Annotated in this window: 11 protein-coding genes; 8 read left to right on the forward strand and 3 right to left on the reverse strand. The window is 65.4% G+C overall.

The genetic code is table 11. From position 1 onward, the window contains the following. The first annotated feature begins 126 nt into the window (after positions 1-126). The 7 genes from GJA_RS14870 (at position 127) to GJA_RS14900 (ending at position 10,522) form a co-directional block, all read left to right on the forward strand. Positions 127-1,002, forward strand: a complete 876-nt coding sequence (locus tag GJA_RS14870) for a putative selenate ABC transporter substrate-binding protein (protein ID WP_051780921.1) — start codon at positions 127-129, stop codon at positions 1,000-1,002. A 22-nt stretch (positions 1,003-1,024) separates the two neighbouring features. Continuing rightward, complete coding sequence (locus GJA_RS14875) at positions 1,025-1,840, forward strand: phosphonate ABC transporter ATP-binding protein (protein ID WP_051780923.1); 816 nt, start codon at positions 1,025-1,027, stop codon at positions 1,838-1,840. Between the two features lie 4 nt (positions 1,841-1,844). Next, complete coding sequence (locus tag GJA_RS14880; protein ID WP_051780925.1) at positions 1,845-2,687, forward strand: PhnE/PtxC family ABC transporter permease; 843 nt, start codon at positions 1,845-1,847, stop codon at positions 2,685-2,687. Continuing rightward, complete coding sequence (phnE, locus tag GJA_RS14885; RefSeq protein ID WP_051780927.1) at positions 2,684-3,496, forward strand: phosphonate ABC transporter, permease protein PhnE; 813 nt, start codon at positions 2,684-2,686, stop codon at positions 3,494-3,496. Before GJA_RS14880 ends, phnE begins: the two co-directional genes overlap by 4 nt. A gap of 30 nt (positions 3,497-3,526) precedes the next feature. After that, positions 3,527-4,228: an ABC transporter ATP-binding protein gene (locus GJA_RS14890; protein ID WP_038493511.1), complete on the forward strand. Its 702-nt coding sequence runs from the start codon at positions 3,527-3,529 to the stop codon at positions 4,226-4,228. A gap of 229 nt (positions 4,229-4,457) precedes the next feature. Next, positions 4,458-4,745: a hypothetical protein gene (locus GJA_RS14895; RefSeq protein ID WP_038493514.1), complete on the forward strand. Its 288-nt coding sequence runs from the start codon at positions 4,458-4,460 to the stop codon at positions 4,743-4,745. Positions 4,746-5,017: 272 nt separating this feature from the next. Then, positions 5,018-10,522: a CHAT domain-containing protein gene (locus tag GJA_RS14900; protein ID WP_038493517.1), complete on the forward strand. Its 5,505-nt coding sequence runs from the start codon at positions 5,018-5,020 to the stop codon at positions 10,520-10,522. Positions 10,523-10,527: 5 nt separating this feature from the next. On the opposite strand, the gene GJA_RS14905 is transcribed toward GJA_RS14900, so the two are convergent. After that, positions 10,528-11,172, reverse strand: a complete 645-nt coding sequence (locus GJA_RS14905; protein ID WP_038493519.1) for a GNAT family N-acetyltransferase — start codon at positions 11,170-11,172, stop codon at positions 10,528-10,530. 86 nt (positions 11,173-11,258) lie between these two features. Between GJA_RS14905 and GJA_RS14910 the strand changes: the two genes are divergently transcribed. After that, a complete protein-coding gene (locus GJA_RS14910; protein ID WP_038493522.1) occupies positions 11,259-13,592 on the forward strand; it encodes an FdhF/YdeP family oxidoreductase in 2,334 nt (777 codons plus the stop codon). Here the strand turns inward: GJA_RS14910 and fdhD are convergent. Both fdhD and GJA_RS14920 read right to left on the reverse strand, forming a co-directional pair. Then, complete coding sequence (gene fdhD, locus GJA_RS14915) at positions 13,562-14,395, reverse strand: formate dehydrogenase accessory sulfurtransferase FdhD (protein WP_038493525.1); 834 nt, start codon at positions 14,393-14,395, stop codon at positions 13,562-13,564. The two genes, GJA_RS14910 and fdhD, sit on opposite strands and share 31 nt — an antisense overlap. Before the next feature lie 35 nt (positions 14,396-14,430). Beyond that, complete coding sequence (locus GJA_RS14920) at positions 14,431-15,021, reverse strand: hypothetical protein (protein ID WP_242404550.1); 591 nt, start codon at positions 15,019-15,021, stop codon at positions 14,431-14,433. Positions 15,022-15,108 lie beyond the last annotated feature (87 nt).

Consider the following 15,108-nt stretch of genomic DNA (forward strand, 5'->3'; position numbering starts at 1 on the left):
CTTTTGCCGATGACATTTTTTCCATCATAGCCGATTATCACAATCGCGGAGGCACGCCTGAGCATCCGCCTGTAAAATGGCGCCTTGCAATACCACTTTCTTGATTTTCAGACAAAGGCTCCCATCATGCACCGTTCTCCCCTCAAATCCTGGCTATCGGCCGGTCTCGCCGCGCTGATGATGTTAGTCGCCAGCACTACCCATGCGCAAACCCCGGCCGTGTTCCGCGTGTCGGCGATTCCGGATGAAAATCCGACCGAATTGCAGCGCAAGTTCAAGCCGCTCGGCGACTACCTGGAAAAGAAGATCGGTATCAAGGTGGAATTCACTCCGGTCACCGATTACGCCGCCTCGGTCGAGGCGCTGATCAACAAGAAAGTGGACATGGTGTGGTTCGGCGGTTTTACCTTCGTACAAGCGAAGGACCGCAGCAAGAACCAGATCACGCCGCTGGTGCAGCGCGCCGAAGATGAAAAATTCCAGTCGGTCTTCATCACCACCAATAAAAACATCAACAAGCTGGAAGACTTGAAAGGCAAGACGCTGAGCTTCGGTTCCGAATCGTCGACCTCCGGTCACTTGATGCCGCGCTCTTACCTGCTGGCCGCGCACATCAATCCGGACACCGACTTGAAGCGCATCGCGTTCTCGGGCGCGCATGACGCGACCGTCGCGGCGGTGGCGGGCGGCAAGGTCGATGCCGGCGCGTTGAATATTTCCGTTTGGCAAAAATTGGTCGCCGAGAAAAAAGTCGATCCTGCGCTCGTGCGCGTGTTTTATACCACGCCGGGTTATTACGATTACAACTGGAGCGTGCGTTCCGACATGGACCCGGTCCTGCGTAAAAAGCTGACCGACGCCTTCCTGGCGCTGGACCCGAAAAATCCGCAAGACAAGGCGATTCTCGACTTGCAGCGCGCCAGCAAATTCATCCTGACCAAGCCTGAAAACTATGGCGCGATCGAGGCGGCGGCGCACAACGCCGGTTTGCTGAAAAAGTAATCTCGCACAATAAAAAACACGCATGACAACTTATAGCTTGCAACAATTGACGGTGCGCCATTTGGCCGCCGGCAAGCCGGCCGCGCTGCACCAGATCGACTTGCTGGTGGCGCAGGGCGAGCAACTGGCATTGATCGGCCCATCCGGCGCCGGCAAGACCACCTTGCTGGCGACACTGGCGTGCGCGCACCGCCCTGCGTCCGGGGCGTTTGCCCTATTCGGCATCGATCCGTGGGCGTTGCCGGAACGCCAGCGCCATCGCATGCGCGCACGGCTGTTCCTGGCGCCGCAGACGCCGCCGCTGCCGCCGCGCCAGCGCGTGGTGACGACGGTGCTGGCGGCGCGCTTGCCGGCCTGGAGCTTGTGGCGCGCGCTGCTGTCGCTGATCAAGCCGCGCGAAACGGAAGCGGCCTGGCAAGCATTGCAGCGCTTCCAGCTCGGCGATAAATTGTATGCGCGGGTCGACCGGCTGTCCGGCGGCGAGCGCCAGCGTTGCGGCCTGGCGCGCCTGCTGCTGTCGTCGGCGCAGGCGATGCTGGTCGATGAACCGTTGTCGGCGCTCGATCCGAGCCTGTCCGAACTGACGCTGACTGTGTTACAACAGGAAGCGGCGGCGCGCGGCGCGACGCTGATTTGCAGCCTGCACCAGGTCGAGCTGGCGCGCGCCCATTTCAACCGCATCGTGGCGCTGAAAGACGGCCGCATCGTGTTCGACTTGCCGCGTGAAGCTGTCACCGACGCGATGATCGCGGCGCTGTATCACAATGCAGTGCAAACGCCTGAGCCCGCTCCAGTGGCGCACAGCTGCGTCGACATGCCGGCCGGCGTCTGCTTTTAATCCGATGCCGCAGACACATACATCGATGGCCGCGCGCCATCCCGATCCGGCGTGGTCCGGCCGCGTGGGCTGGACCTTGCTGGCCCTGGTCCTGCTGTGGCCGATGCTGGTGGCCAGCGAATTCAAGCCGTTCACCTTGCTCGACAGGCAAAGCCTGAGCGCGACCTGGCAATTCCTGTCCACCTTCTTTCCACCGGCCCACTCCGCCGACTTCCTGTGGCTGCTGTTGCGCGAAACCTGGCTGACCATCGCCATCGCCACCGCCGGCCTCAGCCTGGCCTTGCTGGGCGCGATACCGGCCACGCTGATCGTCACCGAACGGCTGTCGATTTCCCGGCTCGGCAGCGGCCGCATGCGGCCCTTGTCGGCGGCGTTGCGCCAGCTGGTGCGCTGGCTGCTGGTATTGCTGCGCAGCGTGCCGGAACTGGTGTGGGCGCTGCTGTTCGTGCGCATCATCGGCCTGGGGCCGACCGCCGGCGTGCTGGCCATCGCGCTGACCTATGCCGGCATGCTGGGCAAGGTCTACGCCGAAATCCTCGAATCGTCGGAAGCGCACGCCAGCAATGCGCTGCTGGCCAACGGCAGCGGCCGGCTCGCGGCGCTGTTGTACGGCGCCTTGCCGGAAGCGGCCTCGGAACTGGTGTCGTACACCGTCTACCGCTGGGAATGCGCGATCCGCGGTTCGGTGGTGATGGGCTTTGTCGGCGCCGGCGGACTGGGCCAGCGCATGGATGAATCGATGAAGATGCTGGCCGGCGATGAAGTGTCCGCCATGCTGCTGGTATTCGTGCTGCTGGTGGCCGGCGCCGACCTGGTCTCGACAATACTCAGGAAGAAACTCGCATGACGACCCGCCTCTCCGTTCCCGAGTCGCCGATGCCGGCCGCGCCGGCCCGCTCCTGGTCCGGCTTGCTGCTGGCCGGCGCCCTGCTGCTGCTGATCATCGCCAGTTTCGCCAGCCTGCCGCTGCAATGGGCGGCGTTTTTCAGCAGCGACGCGGTCTCGGGCAGCGTGGAATTCCTGGCCGGTTTTACGCCGCCCGAGTTTTCCGCAACATTCCTCGGCAAGACCGCGTGGGCCACGCTGGAAACGCTGGCCATGTCGGCGCTGGGCACCTTGCTGGCGGTGGCGGCAGGCATGCTGTTCGCGCTGCCGGCCGCCGGACGCTTCGGTCCGCTGCTCCGCGCGCCGGTGCGCATGCTGCTCAATTTTCTGCGTTCGGTGCCTGAGCTGGTATGGGCGTCTATCTTGCTGATAGCCGCCGGACTGGGTCCGTTCGCCGGTACGATGGCGCTGGCGTTTCACACCGCCGGCGTGCTCGGAAGGCTGTTTGCCGAGGTGCTGGAAAATGTGGTACCGCTTCCAGAACAAAGCTTGCGCGCCAACGGCGCGACGCCCCTTGCGGCTTTTTTCTACGCAACATTGCCGCAAGCATTAGCGCAAATGCTGTCATATACTTTATATCGTTGGGAAAACAATATTCGCGCCGCGGCCATCCTCGGCGTGGTCGGTGCAGGCGGACTCGGCCAAATGCTGAAATACCATCTGTCGCTGTTCCAGATGCAGCAGGCGGCCACCGTCATCATCGCCATGCTGTTGCTGGTCGCCCTGGTCGATGCACTCAGTTTTGCCATGCGGCGCGGCTTGACGCGCTGAAACGTAGTTACTGTTACCGTGAAGTGTCCCATGCTTGAATTACGCCACCTGTCGAAATCGTATGCCAGCGGCCGCCCGGTCCTGGCCAACCTGTCGTGCCGTTTCAAGGCCGGCGAATTCATTGCCATCATGGGCGATTCGGGAGTCGGCAAATCGACCTTGCTGAACTTGATCGCCGGGCTCGATGCGCCCGACGCCGGCCCGGAAACGAGCCCGATCCTGATCGACGGCATCGCCATGTCGGGGCTCGACGACGCGGCCGCGACGCGCTTGCGGCGGGCCCGCATGGGCTTTATCTTCCAGGCCTTCCACGTGCTGCCGCATTTGACGCTGCTGCAAAACGTCGCCCTGCCGCTGCTGTTGAACGGCTTGCCGCAGGAGCGCGCCGAAAAGATGCTGGAAGCGGTCGGCTTGAAGGGCCGCGGCGGCGATTTCCCGCATCAATTGTCGGGCGGTGAAATGCAACGCGTGGCGATCGCCCGCGCGCTGGTGCATAAACCGGCGCTGGTGCTGGCCGATGAACCGACCGGCAACCTCGATCCGGATACGGCGCAAGGCATCCTGGCATTGCTGCGCAATGAAATCAAGGCCAACGGCAGCTGCGCCATCATGGTCACCCATTCGCACGCGGCCGCGGAAATGGCGGACCGGACCATGGTGCTCACAAAAAGCGGACTTCAAAATACAACAGACGTCAACCAGATTGGACAAACAAACGTTATATTTAATTAAGAAGGTTGTTTAAATATTTTTTATCGTAGTATTATTGAAACATCTTGCTTGGTTATCAATATTATTGGATACGCGCTACGCCAAAAGCTGAATCGTGTTGGTTGACTAGGTTGCCGTGGAGAAATAATTGTAAGGCTGCGTTTTTGACGCTGCTGTCAGTTGTTTTTTTACGGTGACTTATAACCGGGGCACCCGCCCCGTCACTTTCCATAACCTGAAGGAGGAGTAAATGAACGTACGGCAAAAGAAGTTGGAAATGATCGAGGCGATGAACCGGGCTCGCGCGCTGGAGCCATCGAGTTTTGTTCCTAACAAGCTACTCGACACGCTGATCGAAAAGATGAACTTGAAAAACGACGCCGAACTGTGCCGCGTCCTCGAAGTTCAGCCGCCGATCATCAGCAAGATCCGGCACCGGAAACTGGCGGTGGGAGCGACGATTTTATTGCGCATGCATGAAAAATCGGAACTCAGCATCCGTGAATTGAAGGAATTGTCGCTCACCGCGACGCACTGACCAGATCTGCCCGATCCATCACAGGCATTGCAGCATGCCAGCAAGCGCCATGCAACCGCGCTGACTGAACCATCTCCTGCCACAGCCTGGCCCCTCACAGAAGCTCAGCCCAAACCACGCTGAACGTTTCTACCTCGCCCTCCCCTGTCCTTGCTCCCTACTGACTAGATTCTCGCTAGCGTGTTTTGTCGCGCCGCGTAAAGATTGATGCGCCTCAAGGCGTCGGCCCGCATCTCGCGCCAAGGTCATCTTTTAAGCCGCACTCGACCCGCATGGACATTCCCGACGACTCCGCGTCGCCAGCATCGCTGTTATTACGGTTGACACGCGACCCGCACGCCAGCCTGAAGACCAGCCATGCGGCCCCGGAATGGCAAGTATCGACCTATGTGCTGTCGGGCGCGCGCGGTTTCGGCAGCGACCAGCTGACGGTGGCGCTGGGCCCGCTCGACGTGACCGAACTGATACTGGCCGACGGCAGCAGCCTGCTGGCCAGCTGCGACAGCCTGCCGCGCTACCTCGGCACGCCTAGCGCCGCCGGCAACGGCGCTGCGCCGCTGATCGAGGTCGGCCAGGCGCTGCGTCCGTCGGGTCCGCGCTTGCCGCCCGGCGCCAGCGGCGACGGCGTCGGTGCATGGATGCTGAAAGCGCTGCGGATTTATCGCGGCGGCGGCAGCGGCATGACGGCGCTGGCCGCCGCCGGCGCCTTCCAGGACCGCCAGCTGGATCACCGGCTCGGCCTGTACCGCTGCGCCACCGAACGCTGGGAATTGACGCCGGCGGCGCCGCTGGCGCCCGCCAGGGAGCCGCTGTTGCTGCTGCTGCACGGCAGCGCCTCGTCGACCGAGCGCTGCTTTCGCGGCCTGTGGGACAACGGCCTCGGGCCGCAACTGGCGGCGTTGTACGGCAACCGCATCTACGGCTACGAACACCGCACGCTGAGCGAAGGGCCGATCCACAACGCGCTGGAACTGGTGCGCCTGCTGCCGCAAGGCGCGCTGCTGCATGTGCTGAGCCACGGCAGCGGCGGCCTGGTCGGCGAATTGCTGGCGCGCGCCCAGCGCAGCGCCAGCCGCGGCGCGGCCGACCTGGCCGGCGACGGCATCGAGCGGCTCAGCGAAAACACGGTTGGCGGCGAGCCGTTCAACCGCCACGACATCGACCATTTCACGTCCCAGGCGATGCTGACCGGACGGCTCGGGTATGCGGCGGACGCGGCGCGGCTGGAACAGCTGAACCTGGAATTGAAGTCGCGCGCGATCCGGATCGAGCGTTTTGTGCGGGTCGCCTGCCCGGCGCGCGGCAGCACGCTGGTGTCGGGCCGGCTGGAGCGCTGGGCCAGCGTGATGTTCAACCTGCTCGGTTCCGGGGCGACAGCGGCGCCGCCGCGCGCATCGGGCGAAATCGTCGACGCCGGCGCCTCGTTTTTCCTGGCGCTGGTGCAGCAGCGCTGCGACGCCCGCCTGCTGCCCGGCATCGAGGCGATGATGCCCGATTCGCCGCTGGTGGCGCTGCTCAACGCGCCCGACGTGCGCATCGACGCCAGCCTGCATGTGCTGGCCGGCGATTGCAGCGGCCACGGCTTGCTGAAATGGCTGGGCGACAGCCTGTCCGGTCTCGATTACGGCGGCCAGAGCGACCTGCTGGTGAACAGCGCGTCGATGAGCGGCGGCGCGGCGCGCCAGCCGCCGCTGCGGCAGGTCTTCCTGCGCGGCCCGCACGTGCACCACTTGAATTATTTCGAGCGGCCGCACTCGGCCGCGCTGCTGCTGCGCGCGCTGGCCGGCGTGCCCGAGGTCCAGTTCCAGCCGCTGGCAGGCATCGAACACGGCGCCGTGGCGCGCGGCGGCGAAGCGCCGAAGCGGCGCGACGGCGCACCGATCGTCTTGCTGCTGCCGGGCGTGATGGGCAGCCACCTGCAAGTCGGCAACAGCCGGGTCTGGTTCGATCCGGTCAACCTGGTCGAAGGGCAGATCGAACGGCTGGCCGTCGGCCAGCCGCACATCGTCAGCGCCGGCTGGGTCGAGCCGTATTACGAACCGTTCGCGCAATTCCTCGCGCAAAGCCACGAAGTGCGGCCGTTCACCTACGACTGGCGGCTGTCGCTGCTGGACAGCGGCGCCGCCTTCGAGACGGTGCTGGACGCGGCGATGGACGACGCCGAACGGCGCGGCCAGCCGCTGCGCATCGTCGGCCACGGCATGGGCGGCCTGCTGGCGCGCTGGGCGCTGCGCGAGCGCTGGCCGCGTTTCACGGCGATTTCCGGCAGCCGGCTGCTGCAGGTCGGCACGCCCAACCGGGGCACGCATGCGATGGCCGCCGTGCTGCTGGGGCGCGACGAACTGGTGCAAATGCTGATCAGCTGGATCGGCTGGAAACACACGGCGCGCCAGTTCCTCGGCTTTATCCGCGCTTTCCCCGGCGTGCTGGAAATGCTGCCATGGCCAGCCGACGGCCAGACGCCGCTGGCCAACGACGGCATCGATTATTTCGACCCGGCTACCTGGAAGCTGTGGCAGCAGGACGACCGCGAAGCCGGACTGGCCAACGGCTGGCACGCGCCGCTGGCGGCCGCGCTGCAACAGGCGCGCAGCAGCGCCGCGCTGATCGCCGCCACGCCGCTCAATGCGCGCCACACCAGCTACCTGGCCGGCTGCGCCGCGACGCCGCTGGCGGTGCGGGTGCGCGCCGGCCGGCTGGAAATCGCCTACGGCATCGAAGGCGACGGCCGGGTCGCGTGGGACGGCGGCATACCGGCCGGCATCAAGGCCTGGTATGTGGCGGCGGCGCATGGCGACCTGCTGCGCCAGCAGGCCTTATTTCCCGCTTACCGGCAATTGCTGGAAAACGGCCATTGCACGCAGCTGGCCGACAGTCCGCCGAACTTGCGCGGCAAGCACCCGCCGCAATTCCATGCCCGCGAGCCGGAAGCGTTTCCCCTATTTCCGACGCCGCAAGAAACGCTGGCGGCGGCGATCGGCGGCGCCCGTCCGTCGGTGCCGCCGCCGCTGCTGGCGGCGCCGCGGGTGACGCTGGAAATCATCCACGGCAGCATGGCCTCGGCCGACGCGCCGGTAATGACCGGCAGCTACGCCTATGAATCGCTGCGCGGCAGCATGACTTTCCTCGACCGGCTGCTCGATGGCCGGCTGCAGGAAATCCATGCGCTCGGCCGTTACCCGCAGCGGCCCGACGAGGCGCTGGTAGTGCTGCAGCCGGAACTGGCGCGCCGGCCCGGCGGCGCGATCGTCATCGGCCTCGGCGCGCTGGGCGAATTGACGCCGGGCGAACTGACGCGCGCGTTCGCCGGCGGCTTGCTGGAGTATGCCTGCGTGCGCGAACAATTGCTGGCCGCCGGCCAGCGCAACGCGCCCTGCCCGCCGTCGCGCCAGGAAGCGGCCGGGCATGGCACCGACAGCCTGCGGGTGGCCAGCCTGCTGTCCGGTTCCGGTTACGGCGGCCTGTCGATCGCGCTGTGCATACGCTCGCTGATCGACGGCGTGCGCAGCGCCAACCGGCGCCTCGAAGACGCCGGCCTGCGCAGCCGCATCCACCACATCAGCATTTATGAACAGTCGGAGGCGCGCGCCATCGCGGCCGCCATCGCGATCGAACAGGTGATGTGCGAAACGCGCTACCAGAGCGCGCTGCACTTCGACCGGCGCATCAAGCACAGCCCCGGCGGCTACCGGCGGGTGCTGCCGGTGCTGAGCGGCGACAATGGCTGGCGCCGGGTGCACATCGTCGCCGCCGACCTGTCCGGCGCATTGCGGTTTACCCTCGTCACCGACCGCGCCCACAACAGCGTCGATGAAGAACCGAACCAGCGCCAGGCGGTCGACGGCCTGATCATGGACGCCACCGACAACACCACCGACCAGCCCGGCCTGTCGCGCGCGCTGTACGAACTGATGCTGCCGAACGGCTTGAAGGCGGCGATTCCGGAAATGCGCGGCCTGATCCTGGCGGTCGACCAGAGCGCCGCGATCTATCCGTGGGAATTGATGCGCGACGAGGCCGACCGCGAAGAAAGCCCGCTGTCGACCCGCATCGGCATGGTGCGCCAGCTGGCCTCGCCGCGCGAACTGCCGCGCGGCATCAGCCCGGCCAGCAACAGCGTGCTGGTGGTCGGCGACACCGATTCCGGGCTGGCCGAACTGCCGGCCGCGCAAGCCGAGGCGCAACAGGTGGCGCGCATGTTCGGCGCCAGCGGCTACCACGTGGTCGACCTGTACCGGCCCAAGGCGCAACAAGTGCTGGTGCACCTGTTCGATGAAAAATACTTCGCCATCCACCTGGCCGGCCACGGCGAAGTCGAAGGCGCCAGCACGCCGCTGACCGGCCTGGTGCTGGGGCCGAAAACCCGGCTGACGGCGGCCCAGATCAGCAAGCTGAAACGGGTGCCGCAATTCGTCTTCATCAATTGCTGCCACCTGGGCGACATGCGCCCGGACGCGGCGGCGCCATGGTCCAAGCTGGCCGCCAACCTGGCCACCGCCTTCATCGAAATGGGTTCCCAGGCGGTCATCGCGGCCGGCTGGCGCATCGACGACCAGGCCGCCAGCACCTTTGCGCGCAGCTTTTACAAGGGCATGATGAGCGGCGAATATTTCGGCGACGCGGTGCGGCTGGCGCGCGAGGCGACCTTCCTCGGCTTCCCGGCGTCGAACACCTGGGGCGCCTACCAGGCCTACGGCGACGACCGCTACCGCTTCCCGAACACCGAGACCAAGCAATGGCTGGCGCCGGACTATCACTACCACGGCCAGTTGCTGGCCGACCTGGAAACGCTGCATGCGCGCATCGCCGGCGCCGATGCGGCGCGCCGCAAGAGCATCCAGGACAAGGTCGGCGCGATCGAGGAATCGGCGCGGCTGCGCTTTTACGGCTACGCCGACATCCGCGAAAAAATGGCCGACACGCGGGCCGGGCTGGGCGGCATCGACAATACGCTGCGCGCGATCGAGCATTACCGCGCCGCGCAAAGCGCCACCGACGGCCAGGTCAGCATGCGCGCGCTGGAACGGCTGGCCACGCTCGAAGTCAGGCAGGGTGCGGCGCTGCTCGGCATCGCCGCCGGCGATGCCGTCGAACAGCCGGCCGAGCCGGCACAAGGCGCGGCCTTGATGGACAGCGGCCGGCGCCGGCTGGAATTGCTGATCGAACTGGCGCCGACCGCGCAGCGCCTGTCGCTGCTGGGCGAATACTGGAAGCTGCAGGCCCGGCTGGCGCGGTTGCACGGCGCACCGGCCGAAGCGGCGCTGCTGGAAATGACGGCCGCCTACCGCCGCGCGCTGGACGAGTCGGCGCTGCGCAGCGGTTCGGCCGACTATGAAATCGTCTTCAACGCGCTGGCCGGCGCTTTCCTGCTGAAGGCCGCCGGCCATGGCGACGCATGGTCGGTGCTGCATCCGGTGCTGGCCGACGTGCTGCAAAGCGCGATCGCCAACGCGCACCAGCGTTACGCCGAGGAGCGCAAGTCGGCCGATATTTGCGTCGAGGTGCAAGGCGCGCTGATCGCCACGCTGTGGGCCTGTTATGAAGCGCCGCCCACGCCCGCGTCCAGCGTGTTCGGCGCGGCCCAGCGCGACCAGATCATCGCCTTGTACCACGACGCGCTGCGCCGTTTCGGCTCGATCGGCGAACCGGAAGCGCTGCTCCTGCCGGTGCGCTTCATGCTGGAAATGATGCCGCCGGGCGCACCCGAAGGCAGCCTCGAAGCCCGCTTGCGGGCCTCGCTGCAAGCATTCGTGGCGCAACTGCCGGCACTGGCCTGACGGATTTACCGCGCCGCGGTCTCGACCCCGTAATGCCTGGCGTAGCGGCCATCCAGGTTGGCCAGCGGCATCATCAGGAAAATGTCGGCGCTTTCGAAATCGGGGTCCCAGGCCGGTTCGCCGCACAGCCACGCGCCGGAACGCATATAACCCTTGATCAGCTGCGGCACTTGCGGTGTCAGCGCCGCTACGACCTGCTGGATCGGGAACGGCAAATGCGGCGTGACGCGGTATTCGGCCAGTCCCTGCCACAGCAGCATGATCACGCTGCCGCCGCGGTATTTCGGATGGATGCAGGCGCGCCCCGCTTCGACCATGCGGCCGCGCACATTGTTCAGCCGCCCCAGGTCGAATTCGTTTTCCGAATACAGGCGGCCGATCTTGCGCGAACGGGACGCGCTCAGCACGCGGTAAGTGCCGACCACCTTCAGCGTGTCGGCGTCGCGCACGATCAAATGATCGCAATGCTCGTCGAATTCATCGCTGTCGAGGCCATCGGCGCGTGCCAGCGCCGACAAACCCATGTTCTCGATAAACACTTTATAACGCAGGCGCTGCACTTCGCGCAGCTCTTCGGGCGTGCTGGCCAGGCTGGGCACCAGCTTGACCGGATTGGCCTTGACGTCGGCCGAGGTTATCAGGTTTTGCATGCTTCATCCTAAATCCTGGCGGCGCCACGCCTGTGGCGCAACGCCGAATTCAGGCATAATCAATCCAGGCTATCGTTGGGATCATCATGGACAAGCACAATACCGAAGGACATATCGCCGCCTACCCGCACGCGGCGGCCGGCTGGGGCGCGCTGAAATACGTCGCGCTGAACCTGCTGAAGGAAAAGGTCGAACCCGGCAAGCTGAAAGCGCTATTGGCGCAAAACCAGCCGGACGGGTTCGATTGCCCCGGCTGCGCCTGGCCCGACCGCGAACACACGTCGACCTTCGAATTCTGCGAAAACGGCGCCAAGGCGGTGGCCGCCGAAGCCACCAGCAAGCGCGCCGGACCGGAGCTGTTCGCCCGCTACACGGTATCGGAACTGCTGCAGCAATCCGATTATGAGCTGGAGCGGCATGGCCGGCTGACCGACCCGCTGGTGTACGATCCGGCCAGCGACCGCTATCGGCTGATCGGCTGGGACGCCGCGTTCGCGCTGGTGGCGCGCCACTTGCACGCGCTCGACAGCCCGCACCAGGCCGCCTTTTACACGTCCGGGCGGGCCAGCAATGAAGCGGCGTTTTTGTACCAGCTGATGGTGCGCATGTACGGCACCAACAATTTTCCCGATTGCTCGAATATGTGCCACGAAGCGACCAGCCGCGGTTTGCCGGCCACGGTCGGCATCGGCAAGGGCACGGTCACGCTGGACGATTTCGAGCATGCCGACACGCTGCTGATCTTTGGCCAGAATCCGGCCACCAACCATCCGCGCATGATGGGCGAATTGCGCGAATGCGCCAGGCGCGGCGCGGCGATCGTGTCGATCAATCCGCTGCGCGAACGGGGCCTGGAACGGTTTACCGATCCGCAAAGCGCGCTGGAAATGATCAGCAACGGCAGTACCCGCATCAGCTCGATGTTCGTGCAGCCGGCGCTGAGCGGCGACTTTGCGCTGCTCAAGGCGCTCGCCAAGCGCGTGCTCGAACTGGACGACGCGGCCCTGGCGAGCGGCGCCCCGGCCGTGATCGACCATGGCTTCATCGCCGAACATACCAGCGGTTTTAGCGCATTCGCGGCCGACCTGCGCGCCGAAAGCTGGGACTTGCTGCTGCGCGAATCGGGCGTGGCGCGCGACAAGATCGAAGACCTGTGCCAGGTCTACGTCAACGGCCAGCGCGTCATCGCGACCTGGGGCATGGGCCTGACCCAGCACAAGAATTCGGTCGCGGCGATCCGCATGCTGTCGAATTTGATGATGTTGCGCGGTAATATCGGCCGCCTCGGCGCCGGCCTGTGCCCGGTGCGCGGCCATTCCAACGTGCAGGGCGACCGCACCGTCGGCATCGAGGAAAAGCCGGCGCCAGCCTTCCTCGACCGGCTCGGCAAGGTATTCGGTTTCGAGCCGCCGCGCGAGCATGGCTACGACGTGGTCGAAACCATCGCCGCGATGCTAGACGGCCGGGTCAAGGTATTCGTCGGCCTGGGCGGCAATTTCGCGGTGGCGACGCCGGATACGCCGTTGACCGGACAAGGCTTGCGCAGCTGCGCGCTGACGGTGCAGATCGCCACCAAGCTGAACCGCAGCCACCTGGTGCATGGCAAGCAGGCACTGCTGCTGCCGACGCTGGGCCGCACCGAAATCGACCTGCGCGGCGGCCGGCCGCAAGGCGTGACGGTCGAGGATTCGATGAGCATGGTGCATATCTCGTTCGGCAGGAACCAGCCGGCCTCGCCGAACCTGCTGTCGGAAACCGCGATCGTGGCCGGCATCGCCCAAGCGACGCTGGGCAGCAAACTGGTCGACTGGCACTGGTACGCCGACGATTACGCGCGCATCCGCGATGCGATCGAAAGCGTGTTCGACGATTTCTACGATTACAACGCCCGGGTGGCCGAACCGGGCGGCTTCCACCTGGACGTCGCGTCGCGCCGGCGCGCATGGCGCACCGCCAGCGGCAAGGCACAATTCCTGGTCGCGCAAATCGACCTCGACAGCCCGCTGCACCGCGCCAGGGCCAAATACGGCGCGCGCCTGATGACGTTGATGACGACCCGCTCGCACGACCAGTACAACACCACCATCTACGGCATGGACGACCGCTACCGGGGCGTGTTCGGCATGCGCCGGGTGCTGTTCGCCAACCGGCTCGACCTCGGCATGCTGGGGTTCAAGGCCGGAGAATGGGTCGACTTGACGAGTGTCTGGGAGGACGGCGTCGAGCGCCGCGCCGAGCGTTTCCTGCTGGTCGATTACGATATCCCGCGCGGCTGCCTGGGCGCGTATTATCCGGAAACCAATACGCTGCTGCCGCTGGCCAGCGTGGCCGACGGCGCCGGCACGCCAACCTCGAAATCGATTCCGGTGCTATTAAGCCTGTCGGCGCATCAAACGCCGAACGCCAGCGCCGGCGTGTAATCGACAAAACCGTCCTTGCGGCAAAAGCTGACCAGCTTCATGCCGGCCCGCTGCGCGATATCGATGGCCAGCGAACTGGGCGCCGATATCGTCGCCAGCATCGGAATGTGCATGCGGCTGGCCTTGCGCGCCAGTTCATAACTGGCGCGGCTGGACATGAACACAAAACCCTGGCGCATGTCGATCCGCTCGCGCGCCAGGTGGCCGATCAGTTTATCCATCGCGTTGTGGCGGCCGACGTCCTCGAACAGTTTCACGATGGCGCCGTCGGCGGCGCACCACGCGGCGCCGTGCACCCCGCCGGTGAGCGACATCAGCGCCTGGTGCGACGCCAGTTCGGCGCTGGCGCGCGCCAGCGCCGGCGCCAGCGTTATCGGCAAGCCGGAAGCAGACATCGGTTCGGGGTGCAGGTCGAGCAATTCGAGGCTGTCGATGCCGCACACGCCGCAGCCGGTGCGGCCGGCAAGCGTGCGGCGGTGCTGCTTCAGGCGCATGAAGTCTTGCTGCGCGATCGTCACGATCACGGCGGCGCTGGCGGCGCCCAGCTCCACCTCGATATCGTAGACATCGGCAGCCTGGCGCACCACGCCCTCGGTCAGCGCGAAGCCGAGCGCGAACTGTTCCAGGTCGCGCGGCGTGGCCATCATCACGGCATGCGAAATACCGTTGAACACCAGCGCCACCGGGACTTCTTCGGCGACCGTATCAAGACCGGCCGATTGCGCGCCGCCGCGATGGCGGGCGATGGGACGCGCGACGTGGCCGTCGCGCTGCGGGTCTGGATCGGCGGGCATAATTTCCATCAAAAAAACAAAAGTCAGGGAAGAAACCCTTGATTTTAATCTTTTTTCGGACGGCCGGTTTTCAGCTGCGGCAAACCGGCCAGCACGCTTTGCAGCGTGGCCAGGTCGATCTGGCTGATCAGCGCCACGCCGATGCGCAGCAATTCGCTTTTCTTGATTTCGAAACCGGCTTTCAGGCAGGCTTTCTTGACCTGGCCCAGCACTTCATATTCGGCTTCCGGCATCGTGAAGCTGTCGCGCACCAGTTTCGGCTTGCGGGCTTTTTCCCTGGCGGCGACAGCGGCGTCGACCTTGGCCGGCGCCTTGGCGGCTGGCTTGGCTGGCGCCTTGGCTACCGGCTTGGCTACCGGCTTGGCGGCGGCTTTGGGGGCTGCCTTGGCCACGGCTTTCGCCTTGACGGCAGGCTTGGCCTTGGCCACGGCCTTGGCCGGCGCGGCTTTGGCAACGGCGGCCTTGGCCGCAGGCTTGGCCCGGGCTGGTGCGGCAGCCTTGGCGGCGGCTTTTACCGGCGCAGGCTTGGCGGCGGCGGTTTTCCGGGCTTGCGCCTTGACCGATGCGGTGGTAGGGAAAGGCGACGCCGGCACGTCGGCGGCTGGAGCTTTTGGCGGGGTGGCTTTGGTCATCATGGGTCCAATTCAATAAACAATATAAACAATATATACCATACTCGGATAAATTGCTTGACTCTCATCAACATTAAAAATCGCTGCAAC

This window comes from Janthinobacterium agaricidamnosum NBRC 102515 = DSM 9628, assembly GCF_000723165.1.
GTDB classification, from domain to species: domain Bacteria; phylum Pseudomonadota; class Gammaproteobacteria; order Burkholderiales; family Burkholderiaceae_D; genus Janthinobacterium; species Janthinobacterium agaricidamnosum.